Source organism: Candidatus Methylobacter oryzae, from assembly GCF_003994235.2.
Taxonomy (GTDB): Bacteria; Pseudomonadota; Gammaproteobacteria; order Methylococcales; family Methylomonadaceae; genus Methylobacter_A; species Methylobacter_A oryzae.
Window position 1 is genome coordinate 131,937 of sequence record NZ_RYFG02000121.1, and the last position, 17,677, is coordinate 149,613.

Sequence of the window (17,677 nt, forward strand, 5' to 3'; positions counted from 1 at the left end):
GAATTATTTATGACTGCATGTGAAGTGGCCGAAAAGCCAGAGGCCGAGTTTAAATTGGCTCCAAAAGACAGGGACGGCGTCATCAACCCGATGTACGACTGTCAACCGGCCGGCGCGCAATACGCCGGCATCGGCGTCACCGATTGTATTCCGCTGGTGCATGGCGGGCAGGGTTGCAGCATGTTCGTGCGGCTGTTGTTCGCCCAGCATTTCAAGGAGAATTTCGATATCGCCTCGACCTCCCTGCACGAAGAGTCGGCAGTGTTCGGCGGCGCCGGGCGGGTCGAAGAAGGCGTGATGGTGCTGGCCCGGCGCTATCCGAATCTGCGCGTGGTGCCGATCATCACCACCTGCTCGACGGAGGTCATCGGCGACGATATTGAAAAATGCATCAGGGTATTGGACAAACAGCTCAAGGCGGAATTTCCCGACCGCAAGATCTATCTGGCGCCGGTGCATACGCCGAGTTTCAAGGGCAGCCAGGTTACCGGCTACAGCGAGTGCGTCAAATCGATCGTAAAGACCATCGCCAAGAAAGGCGAGCCGACCGGCAAGCTGAACGTGTTCCCCGGCTGGATCAATCCGGGCGACCTGACGCTGCTCAAGTACTATATGAAAGAAATGGGCGTCGATGCGACTTTCTTCATGGATACCGAGCATTTCGATTCGCCGATGATGCCGGATAAATCCATCATGCCGATGGGCCGCACCACGGTGGAGCAAATACAGGACAGCGCCAACGCTGTCGCCACGCTGTCCTTGGCCCGTTACGAGGGTGCCGTCGCCGGGGATTATCTGCAAGATGAGTTTCAGGTGCCGCAGCATTTGGTCAGTACGCCTTACGGCATCCAGAATACCGACGATATGCTGCGCAAGATCAGCGAGATCACCGGTAAGGAGATTCCGGAATCATTAGTGCATGAACGCGGCATTGCGCTGGATGCGTTGGCCGATTTGGCGCATATGTTCTTCGCCAATAAAAAAGTGGCGATTTACGGTCATCCCGACCTGGTTATCGGCCTTGCCGAATTCTGCCTGGAAGTGGAACTGGAGCCGGTCTTGCTGCTGATCGGCGACGACCAGGGCAAGAAATACAAAAGAGACCCGCGTTTGAAAGCCTTGAAGGACAAAGTGCATTTCGACATGGAAGTGATACACAACGCCGACTTGTGGGATCTGGAAAAGAAGATTACCAAGGAGGGACTCAAGCTGGACCTGATCATGGGCCATTCGAAAGGCCGCTACATCGCGATTTATAACAATATCCCGATGGTGCGGGTCGGTTTCCCGACCTTCGATAGGGCCGGTCTGTACCGTAAACCGACGGTGGGTTACAAAGGCGCGATGGAGTTGGGCGAGGCTATCGCCAATGCGCTGTTCGCCCATATGGAATACAACAAGGATAAAGAATGGATTCTTAACACTTGGTAAGCGGCGGTTAGCTGTTTCGTTCTCATGCGGGGCGCGAAGCGCTTATAGTCTCGTTCCCACGCGGAGCGCTTATCGTCAGTCTCGTTCCCACGCGCTGCGTGGGAATGCAGGGTTAGGCGCGCTGCGCCGCGAATCACGACCAGCGTCTGGCGTATAGGGGACGCAGCGCGTCCTGCACTGTATTCCCACGGAGCCCGTGGGAACGAGCGTGGTAAAACCAAACCATTGTCCACGAAAAGCACGAAAAACACGAAAAAACAAACCATTGAATCGTGTCGTGATTGGTTCGCGGAACATATTTTTCTCGGAAATTAGCAAAACTGTGACCGGATATGAAAGCACTTAATAACCTTCTGGCGGAAAACCGGACGCATTTCGGCGCTGCCTGGTCGCTGCCGGAATACCGTCAGGTCGAGCTGTATACCAAGCGCAAGAAACTGCCGTTTTCTGCCGCTACGCCGACGAACGAGGACGTTGCGGACAGCTTGGGTCTCCATGTCGCGACCTTGTTGCTGGAATCTTTTCTGGCAAGCAAGGACGCCGAACTGATGGAAGGGCTGTCGTCCTGGCAAAAGTACCTGGCCTTGCCGCGAACGACGGCAAGCGAAAAAATGGTTGCCGAGGTTTACCGGATCCTGAGGCTATATAGAATCGCCGCGATACACCGTGACGGGCATATCGAGGTCAGCGAGGGATTGGTCAGAATGTCCTGTACCTTCAAGCGTTGCGCCTTGTCCCTGAATATTACCCCGGCCGGCCTCGCGCTGCTGGCGTCTTTCGTCCACATCTATCTGGACTCTTTCCGCCAGCCTTACGGCGAAGCCTATGTCGAGTTGCAGTTGCTGCAATATTTTCTCGACATCGTCGCCGAAATCCGCAAGTTCGCCGATGAAGATAGGGTGCTGTATCAGTTCAGGCCGCGCGGCTTTTTCAACCGCCATTTTCGCCTCGACTGCGATAACCCGCGTTACGTCTTTGACGACGGCCGCTACCGTTTCGATATCGGCGCGCTGTATGCCGATCCGGTGCGTTATCCGATCGATTTTTTCGTCGTCATCAAGGACATCCTGCATATCGTGCCGGTGGAAGCCCTGAAGGACGGCGCCATGCCGGAGGCCGACCTGCATCGCTGGCAGGCGCGGGAGCCGTACCGTTCCGAACTGCCGCCTGAGTTCCGTCAGCGTTTCGGGCGGGAAACGATGGTTGTCGGTTTGCCGATGACATGAGTCCGGTTTAAACCGGACCCTGATTGCCACATTATTCATAGAGGAAACGCCAATGTCCAAACCCGGTCATGTAAAAATCGCTTTAACCAGTAACAGTCTTACCAAAGTTGACTGTGCGTTCGCGCTCGCCAAGCAAATCGTCTTCTACGATGTCAGCTACAGCAGCAGCGAGTTTATCGATGTCGTGCGTTTTTCCGGCGGCGATGCCGGGGAACATAAAGGCAGCGCCAAAAACGGCGGGACCTGCTGGATGGAAGACGAGGCTTTAAATGCCGGCGGCGACCGGATTACGCCGCGGGTCGAGGCGGTCAAGGATTGTCACGTGGTGTTCACCAAGGGGCTGAGCGACGTGGCGGCGGTCAAACTGCGCGATGCCGACGTGTTTCCGGTCAAGATGGAGGCCGGCCGCGACATCGACGAAGTGATCGCCTATCTGCAACGCATGATGAACGGCCGTCCGCCGCTTTGGTTGCGCAAAGCCATGGGCGGGCCGCGCAATAGCGATTATTTACTGGATAAGGACAGCGAAGACGTTAGTGAGGATGGCGCTGTCCGCGAGCCGATCGCCATTGAAAATGTTCAGTCGAACGAGGCCCATCAGGTGCCTTCTTCGCCGGCCTGAAATGGCAGTTATCTCGTTCCCACGCGTTGTGGTCATCGTTATACATAAGTCTGTTTAAGACCGTCTTTAGACATGAAGGCTGAAATTCCGGCCTACGTCCTGCAACGTCTTGCTTATCGGAACGTTGCCAGTGAGACCTTCCAGGTTTTACGACTGCCATGGATGGCGGCCGAGATTGCTCCCGGCAATCCTCGGCATTTCCTCCATCCCTGGAGGTCAGAAGTGCCGCAATCGGTAAGGAACCGATGCGGCCGACTGCCATGGATGGCGGCCGAGACTGCTCCCGGCAGTCCTCGGCATTTCCTCCATTCATGGAGGTCAGAAGTGCTGGTACCGCCGGGAGCGGCTCCAGTAAAAACCTGGAAGGTCTGCCTATCGGCCTGTTTTTGAGCACGGCCCATCGGAACGAGGCGGCGGTGTACCGCAGACAATTGTGTATAACGACGAGCGCGCTGCGTGGGAACGAGGAAATTCTGTTAATTCAAAATATTAAAAACTTCGTGTTCTTCGTGTCCTTCGTGGTGAATGCTTTGATTTTGTTCCGACACGAATACTTTCACAGTCTCGGACGCTACGGTAGGGCTTCGTTCAAAGCGGCGTCCGGATTGGCGGGAGTCTCCGGACTGATCGGCGGCAGGGCGCTAACGATTCGGGGTAACTATTTATGATCAAACTCGAACATTTATCGGTACGGCGCGGCGCGACCCAGGTGCTGCACGATATTTCCGCCGAAATTCCGCGCGCCAGGATAACGGCCGTGGTCGGGCCTTCGGGCGCCGGCAAGTCCACGCTGCTGGCGACATTGAACGGCTTGCTGCGGCCAAGCCTGGGACGGATCACCGTCGATGGCGCCAGAGTCCTGGAACAGCGGGACAGCCTTCGGGAATATCGCCGCCGCACCGCAACGGTGTTTCAGGAACATGCCCTGATCGACCGCCTGAGCGCGATCGATAACGTATTGCTGGGCCTGGCGGACCAGCGCCATCCGCTGTCGCCGCTGCCTTGGCCGCAAGCCATGCGCTACCGCGCCGCCGAAGCGCTCGATGAGGTCGGCCTGTTGCAGCGCTCGGCAGTTCGCGCGTCGAATCTTAGCGGCGGCGAACGGCAGCGGGTCGGGGTGGCCAGAGCGTTGATCAGAAAGCCGAGCCTGTTGCTCGGCGACGAGCCTTTCGCCGCCGTCGATCCGGCCCTGGTGCGGCAAATGGGCGATATCCTGCGGCGGATGGCGATGCGCGACGGCATGACGGTGATCTTGGTGATGCACCAGATCGACATTGCGTTGTCGTTGGCCGACAAAGTCATTGCCCTGGCGGCCGGCCGTATCGTTTTCGACGGCGCGCCGGCAAGTTTCAATGCCGACGTACAACGACGGATTTTTCGCGTCAACGCGGCCAAATCCTTTGTCGATACGGCGGATTCTATTTATGAATATCAGGAGTCAAACCATGTTGAGTTCTATGCTAAAGCGCTTGTGCTTGCTAATCGCAGTCAGTAGTTTACCGTTTGCCCAGGCCGGCGGCCCTCCCTCCAAACTGGTGGTGGGATTGCTTCCGGGCGAGTCGGCGCCGACGGTCATGCGTCTCAACGAGCCTTTGCGCGCTTATCTGGAAAAACAGTTGGGCATGCCGGTCGAGCTGGTGGTGGGCGCCAATTACGCCGCGACCGGCGAAGCCTTGCGTTTCGGCCGCATCGACATTGCGTATTTAGGCCCGGTCACCTATATCCTGCAAGCCAAACGCGCCAAACTGGAGCCTTTTGCAAGGCCTTCCCACGACGCGGTGGGGCCTACCTTCCAGGCCGTGATCATCGTTCCGGCCGACAGTCGGGCCAACAGTCTGGCGGATTTGAAAAACCGGGACATTGCTTTCGGCGACCCGGCTTCGACTTCGGGCACCTGGGTGCCGCGCTATATGCTCGCCGAAGCCGGGCTGGTCTCCGGCCGCGATTATGAGCTGCGCGTGCTCGGCGCGCACGATGCCGTGGCCTTGGCCGTTGCTGGCCATAAGGTCGCCGCCGGCGGTTTGTCGATGCCGATATTCCGGCGTTTGCTCGATGAAGGCAAGATAAAGGCCGGCAGCGTCCGCGTCCTGGCCGAGTCGCCGCCGATTCCGGAATACATGTGGACTTTTCGTCAGGGCCTGGAGCCGGCCGTCAAGGAAAAAATCCGCCGGGCTTTCATCAATATCGATGATCCAGATGCGCTTAAGGTGTTTCGGGCCCGGTCGTTTATTGCTGCCGAAGACTCCGACGTTGACTTGGTCCGGCACTGGATAGACGTGATTAGCCGCGAACGCCCCGATGCGCTCGACATCGTGCGATGAGCATCGGCGGCGCTTTCGTGGACGCAAGCCGGGCACGGCAAACCCGCCCGGACCTGACGGCGGTGGTTGCGTTGGCTCGGCGTCGGGCCTGGCGGCCGGCGGCGGTCTTCGTGGTCTGTTTCGCCATCGTCGCAACGGCGTTTGTTTATGCCGGCGCGCTCGATCCGCAACGTTATGCCGATGCGCTGCCGACCCTGATGACGCTGGCCGGCGATGCTTTCCCGCCCGATTTCAGCCGTTGGCAAAAATGGGGCAAGCCGTTGCTGGACACCCTCGCGATGAGCGTGGTCGGCACGGTGCTCGGCGCGCTGGCGGCGATACCGCTGGGCGCGTTGGCCGCTCGCGGTACCGGTCCCGTTGTCCTGCGCGGGCTGGTACTACTGTTTCTGAATATTTTGCGCTCCATACCCGGTTTGGTTTGGGGCATTATTTTCGTCGCCGCGGTCGGATTCGGCCCTTTGCCCGGCATTTTTGCGCTGGCTTGCCATTCCACCGGCATGATAGGCAAATTCTGCGCCGAGCTGCTCGAACATGTGGACCCGGCTCCGGGCGCGGCGTTGCGCAGTCAGGGCGTCTCCGAAATCGGCGTGTTGCGTTTCAGCGTCTGGCCGCAGCTTTTGCCGCGGCTGGTCGATGTTACTTTGTATCGCTGGGAGCACAATGTCCGCGCCGCGACGACGCTAGGCGTAGTCGGCGCCGGCGGTTTGGGCCTTGAAATCGTTACCGCGTTTCATCTGTTCGAGTATCGGGAAGCGCTGGCCTTGATCATCGTTTTATTGGTTTTGGTGACCTTGATCAACCTGGTCGGGGCTCGTATTCGCGCTCATTTGCTTGGCGCTCTGTCGGCCTAGCGCAAGTGTTTTTTATTCATATTTTCTTAAGGAGTTGTACGTCATGTCTGTAGAATCCGCCATCGCTTATATCAAGAGAATGCGCAGTGACGAGGTGTTTCGCAGCACCGTCAATGCTTGCGAAGATGAGCAAGCCAATTGGTCATATCTCAAGGAACAGGGTTTCGAGTTTTCCAGGCAGGAATTTCTTCAGGCAAGGGACGCCATCTACGCTGAATATGGGATTACGCCGGAGTTTTGATATTCTTATCTTGACGACTGATTAGCAAGCCGGTTGAACGAGTATTGCGTTATATATACCGGGCGACCGGATTTTCGGTTATGTCTGACACTACATGTGGATTGCCTGAAAATCGAAAATATCGCTGGAGTATATATTTCAACTTACTAAAGAAGGACGTCGTTGTTTATGGTTCAGAGCAAGGTTGTATTAAAGTCTAAACGAGATCCGTCTTGTCAACGCCAGCAAGCCGGGATGTTGTCTGAATATTCGCGCCGGTTTGACCGAAGCCGGCTTATTGAACAAGAACTGGAAACGCTGTATCAAATCAGCATGGTGCTGAACAGTCCTCTAAGCTTGCGTGACAAACTCCAAAGCGTGTTGGACATACTTCACAATTTGGCCGGAATGAGTTCCGGTTTAATGGCTTTGCGGGACCGGGAAACCGACATATTAGAAATTCGCGCACTGCGCCGGCATAAGGGACGAGTAGCAATGAACGCAGTGAGTTATCGGCCGGGTGACGGATTGGTAGAAACCGTTATGGATATCGGCACTACCATCGTGCTCGAACGTATCACCGACGAGCCGCGATTCTCGGGCAAACTGGACTTTTACGACGTAGCCCTACCGTTTATTGGCGTACCGATCCGGGTCGGCGACGATGCAATTGTCGGCGTGTTGACCGCGCAACCGGCGAACTGTCATGAGCTGAGCGAGCGAGCGCGTTTTATGGAGATGGTCGCCAACCTCATCGCCGAAAGTGCGGCAATGTTGCGGGCCGTGGAACAAAAAACCAGGAAACTAAGTGAAGAACGGGATAGGCTGGAACAATGCCTGCATCAAGGTTACGGTTTTGAGCACATCACCGGCCATAGCCCGGTGATGCTAAAAGTTTTTGAACAGGTCAGACAGGTTGCCAAATGGAATACTACGGTGCTGATCCGCGGCGAATCGGGCACCGGTAAAGAGCTTATCGCCAATGCCATTCACCACAACTCCGCTTGTGCCGATGGGCCGTTCATCAAACTGAATTGCCCGGCTTTGGCCGACAATTTGCTGGAGTCCGAACTATTCGGTCATGAAAAAGGTGCATTCTCGGGAGCATTAAGCCAACATAAGGGCCGATTCGAATTGGGTAACCACGGCACGATTTTTCTCGACGAAATCGGCGAGATTTCTCTCGATTTCCAAACCAAGCTATTGCGCGTGTTGCAAGAAGGCGAGTTCGACCGGGTCGGCAGCAGCCAGACCGTGAAAGTACAAGTACGCATTATTGCCGCGACCAACCGCAATTTGGAACAGGCTGTGCAACGGGGCGAATTCCGGGAGGATTTGTATTATCGCCTTAACGTTATGCCTATCGACATGCCTTCGCTACGCGAGCGCTTGGAGGATATACCGGAACTGGCGAAGGTCTTTCTGCTCCGTATTTCAGAGCGGCAAGGAGGACGCAGTCTGGAAATTAAGGACAGCGCGATCCGTTTGCTGATGCGCCATGATTGGCCCGGCAATGTGCGGGAATTGGAAAATACGCTGGAACGGGCCAGCATTATGAGCCATGACGGTGTCATCAATCGCGAGACCATCGCAAGAACCGGCTTAAAAGAAAATTTTCGTCTTGTTCCGTTCTCCGCCGCCAAAACGGAGCTTGACGCGGAAGAAATGGATGAGCGGGAACGCGTCATAGCAGCTTTGGAACAAGCCGGATGGGTGCAGGCCAAAGCCGCCCGATTGCTCAACATGACGCCGAGAAAAATTGCTTATCGGGTCAGGACGTTGAATATCCAGATGAAACATATTTAAAGCTGAGTTGAGCAGCTGGTCTGCTCATACGAAACTTATGCCCTTTGGGTATAAGATCAATATATCCGGAACACCTGCCCGTCCTATCTATCGCCTGCAATAGCCACCATGGCTTAGTTTGTTTTTATTGCCCACAGCAACAACGAAGCTTGTTTACTGATTTTTTGGCCGTCTGTGCCGGTTGAGATAACGCGCCCAATATCACAGCGTTATTTTCGAAAACGGCGTAAACCGGTATTCCGTGGGTGAGTCCCAATAATTCCGTATTACGTCCGGAGATTGTGGCGGTAAGGCTATCGCCGCTGGCCAGTTGAACAGCAACCACCGAATCTTCGTTGTTGCGACGGACAAGAACCACTGTGCCGAGCAGGTTGTTATGCGTTGATGGAAAATTATTGTCCGTCTCGGCGACGATAAGAATTTCCGTGGCATTGATCAGCAACAGCACATCGCTGCCGATGCCGAGTTCAAGTTGCTTAAACTCCGGCCGGCTGAGCGATGCAATAATCTGTTCGCCGCCTTTCAATTCGACAGACACCTCGATATTAGAACTCCATGCTTGAATGGCGGCAATTGTGCCTAATAGCTGATTGGTGGAGCTTGTTTTGATTGTTAGCGGTTCCAGAAGACGCATGATATCGGGATCGTTCACCAAGCTTCGGTTAAGTTGCTGCAAAAATTGCTTGTGCTGTAACTCCAGACGGGTAAATAACAGCAACAGCGATCGGCCGGTGACGCTCAGGCGAGTACCGCCTCCCTTGCTGCCGCCGATTGCGGTGATAATTAAAACCTTGGGGGCAATATTATTGGCGCGCGCTATCATCTGCCAAGCGCCTTTATAGCTCAAACCTAGCTGCTTGGCAGCCAGAGTGATGGAACCGGTTTGATCTATCGCCCTTAATAAGCTAATTATCTGGTTGTCCAAGGTGTTGACCAGGCGCAATTCGCCTTCGACCCAATTCTGGTTTATGAGGCGGTTCTTTTTTGGGCTGCATGTCATCTTTAAAATAGCCTTAGGTAGGGAGGCGCTGATTTTTGTGTTCACGTGAAATTTTACCGGGACATAGGATTTGGTTAAAAATAACTTCTCGAAATCACTATTTTCGGTCGTCAAGCCGTTCGTACTGAGCTTGTTGAAGCATGACCGGCTTGACGCAGTGGAACGAAATTTTACCGCCCACCCTTCGACAAGGCCTTTAGTCCTGAGCGTAGTCGAAGGATCAGCACGAACGGAAAAATTTCGTCCAATCTATATAGGGAAGTTATTACGGGCTATATCCATAGAGGTTGAGATTCCGGCTTCCGGGCGTTATGTTCGCGGCACATCAAAACTCATATTTAAACCCGGCCTGCACCAGACGCGGCATACCGGGTTGAATACCGCGCACCCGGTCGACGATGTAGGTGTTATCCAGCATGTTTTTCATCGATACGAGTAACGTCAAATTCTTGCGTACCTTGTAAGAACCGGCGAAGTTGACCACCACGTAGTCATTGATTTTGCCGAACTGGCCGGATTTGATCAACGCATCGCGCTGAGCGGTCGTGCCGACATCGAACGGCAGGTCGCTGGCGCTATTCAGGTTCATGAAATCGGCGAACTGCTCGCCGACGAACACCGCTTCCAGATGTGCGTCGAAGCCGTTAGCATGCGAATAACCCAAGGTCGCGGTTAACAGGTTTTCCGGTGCGTACGGCGCCCGTTTGCCGGCAGCCGAGCCGAATACGTTGCCACTGGGGCAGAATTTAGTGAACGTGGCGTTGACATTGGAGCCGGTGGCTTGACCGCTGTCCGGCAAGCAATGAAACGGCGATGTGGTTTCGGCGGTCGGCAGCCAAGTGTAGGCGACTTGCGCATAAGGGTTATGCGTCCAGTTGAACACATCCCCGAGGTCGGCCCGCGCCATTAACTCGATACCTTCATACAAGGCCTGACCCTGCGCCACCGGCGTGTCGACGCCGCCGACCGTACCCAATGCCGTCAGCGTATCGAAATTGTTGTGGAAATAGGTCAGATCGGTTTTGATGCCGCGCACGGGTCTGGCCCGGACGCCGAACTCGGCGTTCCAACTGATTTCCGGGCCGATGTCGACCGAACCGCCGGTGGTATTGTTGACGCTGTCCTCGACCCGCGGCGGCGCGAAGCCGCGATGGATGCCGAAAAACAGCGTGGCTTTGTCGATAGGGCTGTAAGTCATCGCTAATGACGGCAGGATTTCGGTCATGCCGTTGTTGCCCGCCACACCCGTTCGCAAGTCCAGACGTTGGTAGCTGACCGATTCAATTCGGACGCCCGGTGTAAAGGTCCAGTCGCTCCAGATGAATTGGTTTTGAAAAAAGCCGGAGTAGGCATCGGCAAAGCGCTCGTTGTTTTCCAACATCGTGCCGCTACGCGCGGTTGGCGAGTTGCCCTGTATTTGCTGCCGGTATTGCTTCTCGAAATGAGCGCGAAAACCGGTGTCGAGACGACTTTCAATACCGAACAAGTCATGTTTGGCATGCAGCGTTGGCGCGATGCCCCAGGTCTCGTAATTACGGTTGCGGCCGATGTCATAGTTGCAGGTATCCATATCGACCGGTATGCCGTTTTCCCGATTTTGCACGTAAGCTGTGCCGCATTGGTTTTCGCTCGGAAACTGATTCTGCTGCCGCCACCAATTGCGTTCGAAAGCCGACCAGTAGAAACTGGTTTCCAGCGTCACGTCGCTGTTGAAACTGTGTTCATAGGTCGCCGAGGTGGACCAACGGTCGTTGATGAAACTGGCGTTCTTGTCGGGGTTGTACCTCGCGCCCAGTTTGCGGTATTCGGCGTCGGTCATGCCGAAGGTCGCGCCTTTTTCATCTTGATGAAAGAAATCTCCGCGTAGCGTCAAGCGGTTGCGGGCGTCGATGTCGATAATGCTTTTCAGATTGGCGTCGTCAACGGCGGCGAAGGTATTGTCGCGGGCTTCCGTGCCTTCCTTGTGGATGAAATCGGCCACTCCGCCGACCGCATACAGGCCCTGGACGTTTTTTACCATACCGCCGTAGCGGGCATGGCCGTTCAGATAATCGCGGTTGCCGCCGGTAAAGCTGACGAAGCTGCCGGGCGTGGCCGGCACTTTTGGCGTTAAATAATTGATCGCGCCGTTGATGGTCTGCGGGCCGAATTGAGTTAAATCGGCGCCTTTGTAGATTTCGATGCCGTCATAGCGTTCGATCGGCGGATGGTAATAAATGTCGTTATCTCCGTAGGGCGCGAAGTTGAACGGAATGCCGTCTTCCAGAAACAACACCTTGGTGGAACGGAACGGGTTCTGGCCGCGAAAAGCGATATTCGGCCGCAGACCGAAGCCTTCCTCGTCGCGCACGTAAACGCCCGGCACCTTGCGCAAGGCTTCGTTGACGGTAAACACTTGGTCGCGTTCCAGGGTTTGCTTGTCGATCACCGACGTGGAGCCGGAGAAGACTGCGGCTTTCTCGACATTTTCCTCGACTACGATTTCGGGCAGCTCTAGCGGTTCCGATGCCTGAATATCGCCTGTCGCTAAATCCACGAGTAAACACGATAGCAGTTGGTGCGAGGTCTTCATTTTAGTACTCCTAACTTAACTGTTCAGCAGTTTGCCTATCCGATTTAAATCGTCGCTGGTATTGGCCAAAATATCTGGCGCCAGTCGGGTCTGGCTAATGCCTCTGGCGCGGCGGCAATTTAGTCATACAAAGGCTGGATGCAATAGTCCGAGGGACATACGGAGATACAGTGCGGTTCGCCGGAATCATCCGCGCATTCAGTGCAGCTGCTAACGTCGATCACGAAAACACCGTTCCGGTTGCTGATGGAGCCGGTAGGACAAACCGGTTCGCAGTCGCCGCAGCCTGTGCAGTCGTCGTTGTTAATGAACATAGACATGTTGTTTACTCCTTAATTGAGATTTGGAATCATCCTAAATAGAGCCGTTGAGCTATTCAAAATTCCGTTCGCTCAGCGCTTGTCGAAGGGCACGGCACGAACGGCTTTTTCATTCGTGCCGACTACTTTTTTTAGGATAATAGGCCGATTGTTTGAGCGGCCGAAGCATTTACGCTGTATCGGGTTTAGTTCGCCGGTACGACGCGAACCGGTATGCCCAGCACTTCCACCAGTTTCCGCCGGACCCCGCCAAGGGTTTGCCCTGCCAGCGTGCAGGTGGTGCACGCGCCGCTGAGTTTTATAAAAACCCTAAGGCCCTCGATCTTGATCAGTTCAAGATCGCCGCCGTCTTGTTGTACGGCCGGTCTAAGGGTTTCGACGGTCGCGGCAACCAAGTCGTACGGAACCACGGTATTGTCGCTGCTGATGTTGTCCAAGATCGTTTCGGAATCGGAGGCCATGAGTATTATCCTGTGATAGATTGTGGGGCGAGCTGCGTTGCGGCAGCCGTTTGTTGTCGAAGCCGGTCGAGATTCAGATTGTCCCGGCGAAGATAATAGTGCCGTAACAGGCGCAGGCCGTTTTCAAGCTCATCGCCGGGAGCGGCGCCTGCTTGCTGATGCAGGCATAACCACTCGGCAAAACTGATGGCTGCCAGGTGCCGGCGAAAATCGGCATGGTCGATTTGTTTCGAGGATGCGATGGCTTGCAAGCCCGGTTCGGCTACGTGGAAAATATCCAGTTGTCCCCGGAGCGCTGCAAATGTGCTGTGGCCGGTATCGCCATTGGCGACGATAACCGCTGAATTGAGCTGGTAACCCAACGACGGGTGGTCGAGATAATTGATCAACATCCGGCACTCGGCGGCCCGCCGGCAGAAGTCGGCGCTTGCAGGCCCTAGCGGATCCAGGCACAACAGGGTCCCATGATTTTCGATGCGCGGCAGCACGGCATCGAAAAAGCTTGCCAATTCGGCCCAGGCCGAGTGTTCACCGACAGTGCGGCGAAACCGTTCCCCACCTAAAATCAGCGTACGTCCGCCTAAATCGCGGCAGACCTGCGACATTCGCACCACAAATTCGACAGCCTTGTGCCGGGCTTCGGCGCCTTGCAGCAGGCCCATCCCGGTTTGTCCATGCAACAGCGAGTGCAGGCCGACAATGGCCAAACCCGCTTGCCGGGCTTTTTGCCTAAAAACGCTTACCGTTGAATTATCCGGTTCGGCGCCGTTTGTCCCCCATGTCCACGATGGCGACACCTCCACGCCGGCGAAACCCATGTCGGCTATCTTAGGCAACCATTCCGCCGGCCTTTCCCTGGGCAATGCGAGCGTCGATACGGCCAGTTTCACGTGCAGGCTCCAAAATTTACTGAATCGTCACGGATGGCGCGTTTTGCGGGGCGGATGAGCCGGGCTCGTCGCCGTTCCAGCCTTGTTCGGCAATGGCGTCGAAGCGGTTTGCCGGTTTGCTTTGGGCTTTTGCCTTTTCCACCCAAGCCAGCCCGCCTTTGGTCAAAGCGATGCTGATTTCGTTGAGATGATCGAGTATGGCGCTGCCGGTGTTGACGATGATCGGCTGAATGCCGGCAGCCATGATCCGTTTGATCGACGAAGCGCCGATGGATGCCGCGTAAACGGCGGCGCAGCCGGTTAGAAATTCCAGTTTGCTGGCGACCTTGTCTTCATGGGACATGGGCACGGCGTCCGGGTGGGTCGAAACTTCATCCATGATGAACGCGTTCGGGTCGAACGGCGCGTCTTTGAAGCGGTTGTCTCCGGTCATGACTGCCGGTACGAATTCGCCGACAGCGACCAATTCGGCCTGGCCGGGCGCGACTTGATAGATGACAAAGCGCTCGGCGGCGCCGAAATGCAGGTTGACGTGAGTCTGGTCGCTGGAAGCAAAGGCAACTTTTATCATTTGGGGTCTCCGTTTTAATGGCTGGTCGCAGCTTGCGAACGATGGCCGGCAACTTCCGTGGCAGGTTGCCGGTAAATCGAATGGTAAGGCTTGATCTCGCGGCGTTGCCATGCAATCAGATTGGCAATGTCGAATACGATTTGCCGCGAACCGGCGTAACCGACCCAGCGTCTGGCAAAACCGCCGAAGCGGTCGTACAGCGGAAATCCGGCGCGTAACAGCGGAATGTCGAGCTGCCTGGCCAGATCGGCGCCGTGGGAGTTGGCGACCAGCAGATCCACGCCGCATTCCCCGGCGCCTTGTTCCAAGTCTTCCAGATCGCCGACGATGACTCTGTCGACCGGCAGGCCGGCCAACGTCTCGCTACGTACCGAGGAAACCGCTGTCGGCACGTCGATGCCCAGATCTTTAAAAAACCGGATCAACGCGCCCAACAGTTCCGGATCGGCGGCCACCGCGGCCCGGACGCCGCCGAACTGCAAGTGGCAGTCGACCATCGCGTCGAGCAGCTGGGCGCGTTGCCTGACGATTTGACGCGGGACCGGTTTGCCGCTGATGGCGGCGAGAGCGGCGGTAAAGTCGTCGCAGGCGTCCAGTCCCATCAAGTCCGGGAAACGGTAATCCGGAACGCCGGTACGGGCCTTCAAAAGATCGGCGGCCTTATTGAGAGATGGGCCGATGACCAATGTGGCGGCCGACTCGCCGATCGTTGCGATCCGGCTCCGGTCCGTACCGCCGGTCGTCAGCGTGGAAAAGCCCAGTTGCTCGATATGGCCGTCCAGCGAATCGCCAAGATCCGGCAACAACACCGGCTGCAAGCCGAAAGCGCCGAGCCAGTCGCCGACGGTTTCGACGTCGCCGGGCGTGAACATCGACGGCAGCAGTACATTGACTTGTTGCGGCTTGCGCCCCGGACAGCGGCTTTCCGGCACCAGTGCGGCGACAATGGCTTCCACCGCGGCGGCAAAGCCGGTTTCCAGGCAGCCCACCGTATCCGGGGTATTGACCGGCGCTACGGCGATGTCGGTGTAATGCGGATAAGCGTTCCGGAATGCCTTGATCGAACCCAGGATATCCGAACCTTGGGTCTCCGACAGGCCGGTCGTTACCAGGCCGATCAGGTCCGGCCGGTGATGTTCGCTGATGGTTTTGAGCGCTTCGACGACGTTGGCGTCGGTTCCCATCACCGTGACGGCATGATCTAGTGCCGTCGTTTGCAGCGGAATCGGTTCGCGAAAATGACGGGTGAAAAATACCCGGCTGAAGGCTGTGCAACCCTGTGCGCCATGTTCAAGCGGTAGACAGCGGTTGATGCCGAAGAAGGCCAGCGAGGCGCCCATGGCCTGGCTGACTTTAAGCGGATTAACGGTTAATGCTTTGTTGGGAAAAATAATGTTTGCCACGATAGTTTCCTGATAAAAGTAATGGTTAAGCCAAAGAGACTGTAAAAATATTATCCAAATCAAGTTGAAAGGATTATTCACCACGAAGGACACGAAGAACACGGAGTTTTTAATTTATTGAATTTTTCGTAACTATTCAGCGTATGCTAAAAATGATGAATGGCACTCGGCAATTGCTCCCTGCATTGCTCTACCTCCTGCATAACCCACAAGGATGTGGGGAATGCAGATATTGCAGGAGCAAATATCTGTCCATGCAGTCGACGGATGACACGGATTAAACGGATCATCACGGATTAAAAGCATGGAATCGTTTAAAAAATCCGTGTCAATCCGTCTTATCCGTAATCATCCGTGTGCTATTTCTCTTTTCGCTGAATAGTTACAATTTTTCTTCGTGTCCTTCGTGTTCTTCATGGTGAATACTTTTTTTGTTCTATTACGAATACTTTCGCAGTCTCCAATGCTTGGCAACTGAAATAACGGAACGCGGATTGGACAGGCGGCTACGGATTTTCTTGCCATGCGCCAACGGGTGTAGGAGCGGCTTTAGCCGCGATGATCGCGGCTAAAGCCGCTCCTACCGGGCCAGGGCGCCGGCTTATGCAGTTTGCTCCAAACCGGATTGTCTATCGCATAGCTGAGTTGCTTGGCCAGTTCGATGATGCCCGTGTAGCCGGCATAGCCGAAATCCCGCTCGTGGTTGATGTCCAGGAACGGGATGCCGGATTTCAGCGCCGCCTGTAGATAACGGCCGCCGGCGATCAAAATGTCGGCGCCGTATTCGCGGCAGGTCGCCATCAACGCGGTCTGGTCGTTATCGTCGATCATGCGGGTGTTTTCGCCCATCAGCTTGCGGATACGCGCTTTATCTTCCTCGGTGGATTTTTCGGTGCCGCTGGCGACGACCGTCATTTGCAAATCCTGCAACGCTGAAATGACCGACCAGGATTTGACGCCTCCTGAGAAAATCAGCGCCCGCTTGCCGCGCAAGCGGGCTCGCCACGGTTCCAACGCCGCTGCCGCCGCTGCTTCTTCGCGCTCTATCAAGGCTTCGGTGCGTGCTGTCAGGTCCCGGTCATGCAAATGTCCGGCAAAATCCCGAAGTGCTTGCGAAGTGTCGTCGATGCCGTAAAAACTGCCTTCGAAAAAAGGCGCGCCGTAATCGTCCTGTAATTTCCGGGCGACGTTCAGCATCGCCTTGGAACACACCACCATATTGACTTCGGCGCGGTGCATGCTCTGCACTTCGTGAAAACGGGCGTCGCCGGACAAGGTGCAAAGAATGCGCAGGCCCAGTTCGTCGAATAGCGGCGCTACCCGCCAGAACTCGCCGACGATGTTGTATTCCCCGATCAGGTTGATGTCGTGAACCCGGATGCCGGGGCGTTGCGCTGCATCCGGTATCGGCTCCGGCTCGCGCGTGCCGATCACATGCTTGTACAGCGTTTCGCCGGCGATGCGGTTGCCCATGCTTTTACCACCGTAAAAACCGGCGCAGTCGACCGGCACCACCGGTACGCCCCAGCGTTCGGCCGCGGCCTTGGCGGTGACTTCGATGTCGTCGCCCTGCAACGCGGTCACGCAGGTGTTGTAGACAAAGACAGCGGCGGGCCGGTATTTGTCGATGGCTTCTTTAATTGAAAAAAACAGTCGCTTTTCGCCCCGTCCCATGATGACGTCTACCTCGGAAAGATCGGTGGTCATGCCTTTCCGGTATAAGATAGGTCCCGAAGAACGGCTGCCGCGCATATCCCAGGAGCTTCCGGCGCAACCGATAGGACCGTGGACAATGTGGGCGGCATCGGCGATGGGCAGGAGTGCGATCTGGGCGCCGTCGAACGCGCAGCCGCCTTGAGTGGCGCCGGGTTGGCCCTTGGCGCAGCCGCTCTTGGCGCCGTGATTATGGGCACAGGCCGGCTCGTCGAGTAAGGCCTGTATCTCTTGGCTATTCATGGTGTGCTCCAAAGTAGAGGGTGACGA

The 17,677-nt window shown here is 55.9% G+C and carries 17 protein-coding genes; 9 read left to right on the forward strand and 8 right to left on the reverse strand.

Features of this window, described 5'->3' with window-relative positions; genetic code table 11:
• Positions 1–9: 9 nt before the first annotated feature.
• From vnfK to nifA, 9 genes are all read left to right on the forward strand, one after another.
• On the forward strand, positions 10–1,431 hold the full coding sequence (gene vnfK / locus EKO24_RS21365) for a V-containing nitrogenase subunit beta (RefSeq protein WP_127029492.1): 1,422 nt from the start codon (positions 10–12) through the stop codon (positions 1,429–1,431).
• A gap of 332 nt (positions 1,432–1,763) precedes the next feature.
• A complete protein-coding gene (locus EKO24_RS21370; RefSeq protein ID WP_127029491.1) occupies positions 1,764–2,657 on the forward strand; it encodes a hypothetical protein in 894 nt (297 codons plus the stop codon).
• Positions 2,658–2,709: 52 nt separating this feature from the next.
• Positions 2,710–3,279 (forward strand): NifB/NifX family molybdenum-iron cluster-binding protein, encoded by a 570-nt coding sequence (locus tag EKO24_RS21375; RefSeq protein ID WP_127029490.1) that lies wholly within the window; start codon positions 2,710–2,712, stop codon positions 3,277–3,279.
• Positions 3,280–3,437: 158 nt separating this feature from the next.
• Positions 3,438–3,947, forward strand: a complete 510-nt coding sequence (locus EKO24_RS22600; protein ID WP_127029489.1) for a hypothetical protein — start codon at positions 3,438–3,440, stop codon at positions 3,945–3,947.
• Positions 3,944–4,774, forward strand: a complete 831-nt coding sequence (locus EKO24_RS21385; protein ID WP_143733275.1) for a phosphonate ABC transporter ATP-binding protein — start codon at positions 3,944–3,946, stop codon at positions 4,772–4,774. Before EKO24_RS22600 ends, EKO24_RS21385 begins: the two co-directional genes overlap by 4 nt.
• Positions 4,725–5,600, forward strand: coding sequence for a phosphate/phosphite/phosphonate ABC transporter substrate-binding protein (gene phnD / locus EKO24_RS21390; RefSeq protein ID WP_196240044.1), 876 nt, complete (start codon positions 4,725–4,727; stop codon positions 5,598–5,600). The genes EKO24_RS21385 and phnD overlap by 50 nt, the downstream gene beginning before the upstream one ends.
• Positions 5,597–6,451, forward strand: a complete 855-nt coding sequence (gene phnE, locus EKO24_RS21395; RefSeq protein ID WP_143733276.1) for a phosphonate ABC transporter, permease protein PhnE — start codon at positions 5,597–5,599, stop codon at positions 6,449–6,451. Before phnD ends, phnE begins: the two co-directional genes overlap by 4 nt.
• A 43-nt stretch (positions 6,452–6,494) precedes the next feature.
• The gene (locus EKO24_RS21400; RefSeq protein ID WP_143733277.1) at positions 6,495–6,692 is read left to right on the forward strand and encodes a Nif11-like leader peptide family natural product precursor; all 198 of its coding nucleotides are present in this window, start codon (positions 6,495–6,497) and stop codon (positions 6,690–6,692) included.
• Positions 6,693–6,926: 234 nt separating this feature from the next.
• Positions 6,927–8,477 (forward strand): nif-specific transcriptional activator NifA, encoded by a 1,551-nt coding sequence (gene nifA, locus EKO24_RS21405; RefSeq protein WP_143733278.1) that lies wholly within the window; start codon positions 6,927–6,929, stop codon positions 8,475–8,477.
• Positions 8,478–8,601: 124 nt separating this feature from the next.
• Here the strand turns inward: nifA and EKO24_RS21410 are convergent, their stop codons facing one another.
• From EKO24_RS21410 to nifE, 8 genes are all read right to left on the reverse strand, one after another.
• On the reverse strand, positions 8,602–9,477 hold the full coding sequence (locus EKO24_RS21410; protein ID WP_143733279.1) for a TOBE domain-containing protein: 876 nt from the start codon (positions 9,475–9,477) through the stop codon (positions 8,602–8,604).
• A 325-nt stretch (positions 9,478–9,802) separates the two neighbouring features.
• Complete coding sequence (locus EKO24_RS21415) at positions 9,803–12,049, reverse strand: TonB-dependent receptor family protein (RefSeq protein WP_143733280.1); 2,247 nt, start codon at positions 12,047–12,049, stop codon at positions 9,803–9,805.
• Positions 12,050–12,168: 119 nt separating this feature from the next.
• Positions 12,169–12,369 carry a 4Fe-4S binding protein gene (locus EKO24_RS21420; protein WP_143733281.1) on the reverse strand — a complete coding sequence of 67 codons (201 nt, stop codon included), beginning with the start codon at positions 12,367–12,369 and terminating at the stop codon, positions 12,169–12,171.
• 185 nt (positions 12,370–12,554) lie between these two features.
• On the reverse strand, positions 12,555–12,830 hold the full coding sequence (locus EKO24_RS21425) for a NifU family protein (RefSeq protein ID WP_143733282.1): 276 nt from the start codon (positions 12,828–12,830) through the stop codon (positions 12,555–12,557).
• Positions 12,831–12,835: 5 nt separating this feature from the next.
• Entirely contained in the window at positions 12,836–13,720 is an 885-nt protein-coding gene (locus tag EKO24_RS21430) for a sugar phosphate isomerase/epimerase family protein (protein ID WP_143733283.1), read from the reverse strand.
• A gap of 16 nt (positions 13,721–13,736) precedes the next feature.
• Positions 13,737–14,291 carry a NifB/NifX family molybdenum-iron cluster-binding protein gene (locus EKO24_RS21435; protein ID WP_143733284.1) on the reverse strand — a complete coding sequence of 185 codons (555 nt, stop codon included), beginning with the start codon at positions 14,289–14,291 and terminating at the stop codon, positions 13,737–13,739.
• Positions 14,292–14,305: 14 nt separating this feature from the next.
• Complete coding sequence (gene nifN / locus EKO24_RS21440; RefSeq protein ID WP_143733285.1) at positions 14,306–15,694, reverse strand: nitrogenase iron-molybdenum cofactor biosynthesis protein NifN; 1,389 nt, start codon at positions 15,692–15,694, stop codon at positions 14,306–14,308.
• Between the two features lie 549 nt (positions 15,695–16,243).
• The gene (gene nifE, locus EKO24_RS21445; protein ID WP_143733286.1) at positions 16,244–17,650 is read right to left on the reverse strand and encodes a nitrogenase iron-molybdenum cofactor biosynthesis protein NifE; all 1,407 of its coding nucleotides are present in this window, start codon (positions 17,648–17,650) and stop codon (positions 16,244–16,246) included.
• Between the last annotated feature and the right edge of the window lie 27 nt (positions 17,651–17,677).

Coding starts and splice junctions, on each gene's coding strand:
- nifE (WP_143733286.1), bottom strand. CDS start 17,650: ATGAATAGCCAAGAGATACAGGCCTTACTCGACGAGCCGGCCTGTGCC.
- phnD (WP_196240044.1), top strand. CDS start 4,725: ATGTTGAGTTCTATGCTAAAGCGCTTGTGCTTGCTAATCGCAGTCAGT.
- EKO24_RS21410 (WP_143733279.1), bottom strand. CDS start 9,477: ATGACATGCAGCCCAAAAAAGAACCGCCTCATAAACCAGAATTGGGTC.
- nifA (WP_143733278.1), top strand. CDS start 6,927: ATGTTGTCTGAATATTCGCGCCGGTTTGACCGAAGCCGGCTTATTGAA.
- EKO24_RS21400 (WP_143733277.1), top strand. CDS start 6,495: ATGTCTGTAGAATCCGCCATCGCTTATATCAAGAGAATGCGCAGTGAC.
- vnfK (WP_127029492.1), top strand. CDS start 10: ATGACTGCATGTGAAGTGGCCGAAAAGCCAGAGGCCGAGTTTAAATTG.
- EKO24_RS21385 (WP_143733275.1), top strand. CDS start 3,944: ATGATCAAACTCGAACATTTATCGGTACGGCGCGGCGCGACCCAGGTG.
- EKO24_RS21425 (WP_143733282.1), bottom strand. CDS start 12,830: ATGGCCTCCGATTCCGAAACGATCTTGGACAACATCAGCAGCGACAAT.
- EKO24_RS21370 (WP_127029491.1), top strand. CDS start 1,764: ATGAAAGCACTTAATAACCTTCTGGCGGAAAACCGGACGCATTTCGGC.
- EKO24_RS21375 (WP_127029490.1), top strand. CDS start 2,710: ATGTCCAAACCCGGTCATGTAAAAATCGCTTTAACCAGTAACAGTCTT.
- EKO24_RS21420 (WP_143733281.1), bottom strand. CDS start 12,369: ATGTCTATGTTCATTAACAACGACGACTGCACAGGCTGCGGCGACTGC.
- EKO24_RS21415 (WP_143733280.1), bottom strand. CDS start 12,049: ATGAAGACCTCGCACCAACTGCTATCGTGTTTACTCGTGGATTTAGCG.
- EKO24_RS21435 (WP_143733284.1), bottom strand. CDS start 14,291: ATGATAAAAGTTGCCTTTGCTTCCAGCGACCAGACTCACGTCAACCTG.
- phnE (WP_143733276.1), top strand. CDS start 5,597: ATGAGCATCGGCGGCGCTTTCGTGGACGCAAGCCGGGCACGGCAAACC.
- EKO24_RS22600 (WP_127029489.1), top strand. CDS start 3,438: ATGGATGGCGGCCGAGATTGCTCCCGGCAATCCTCGGCATTTCCTCCA.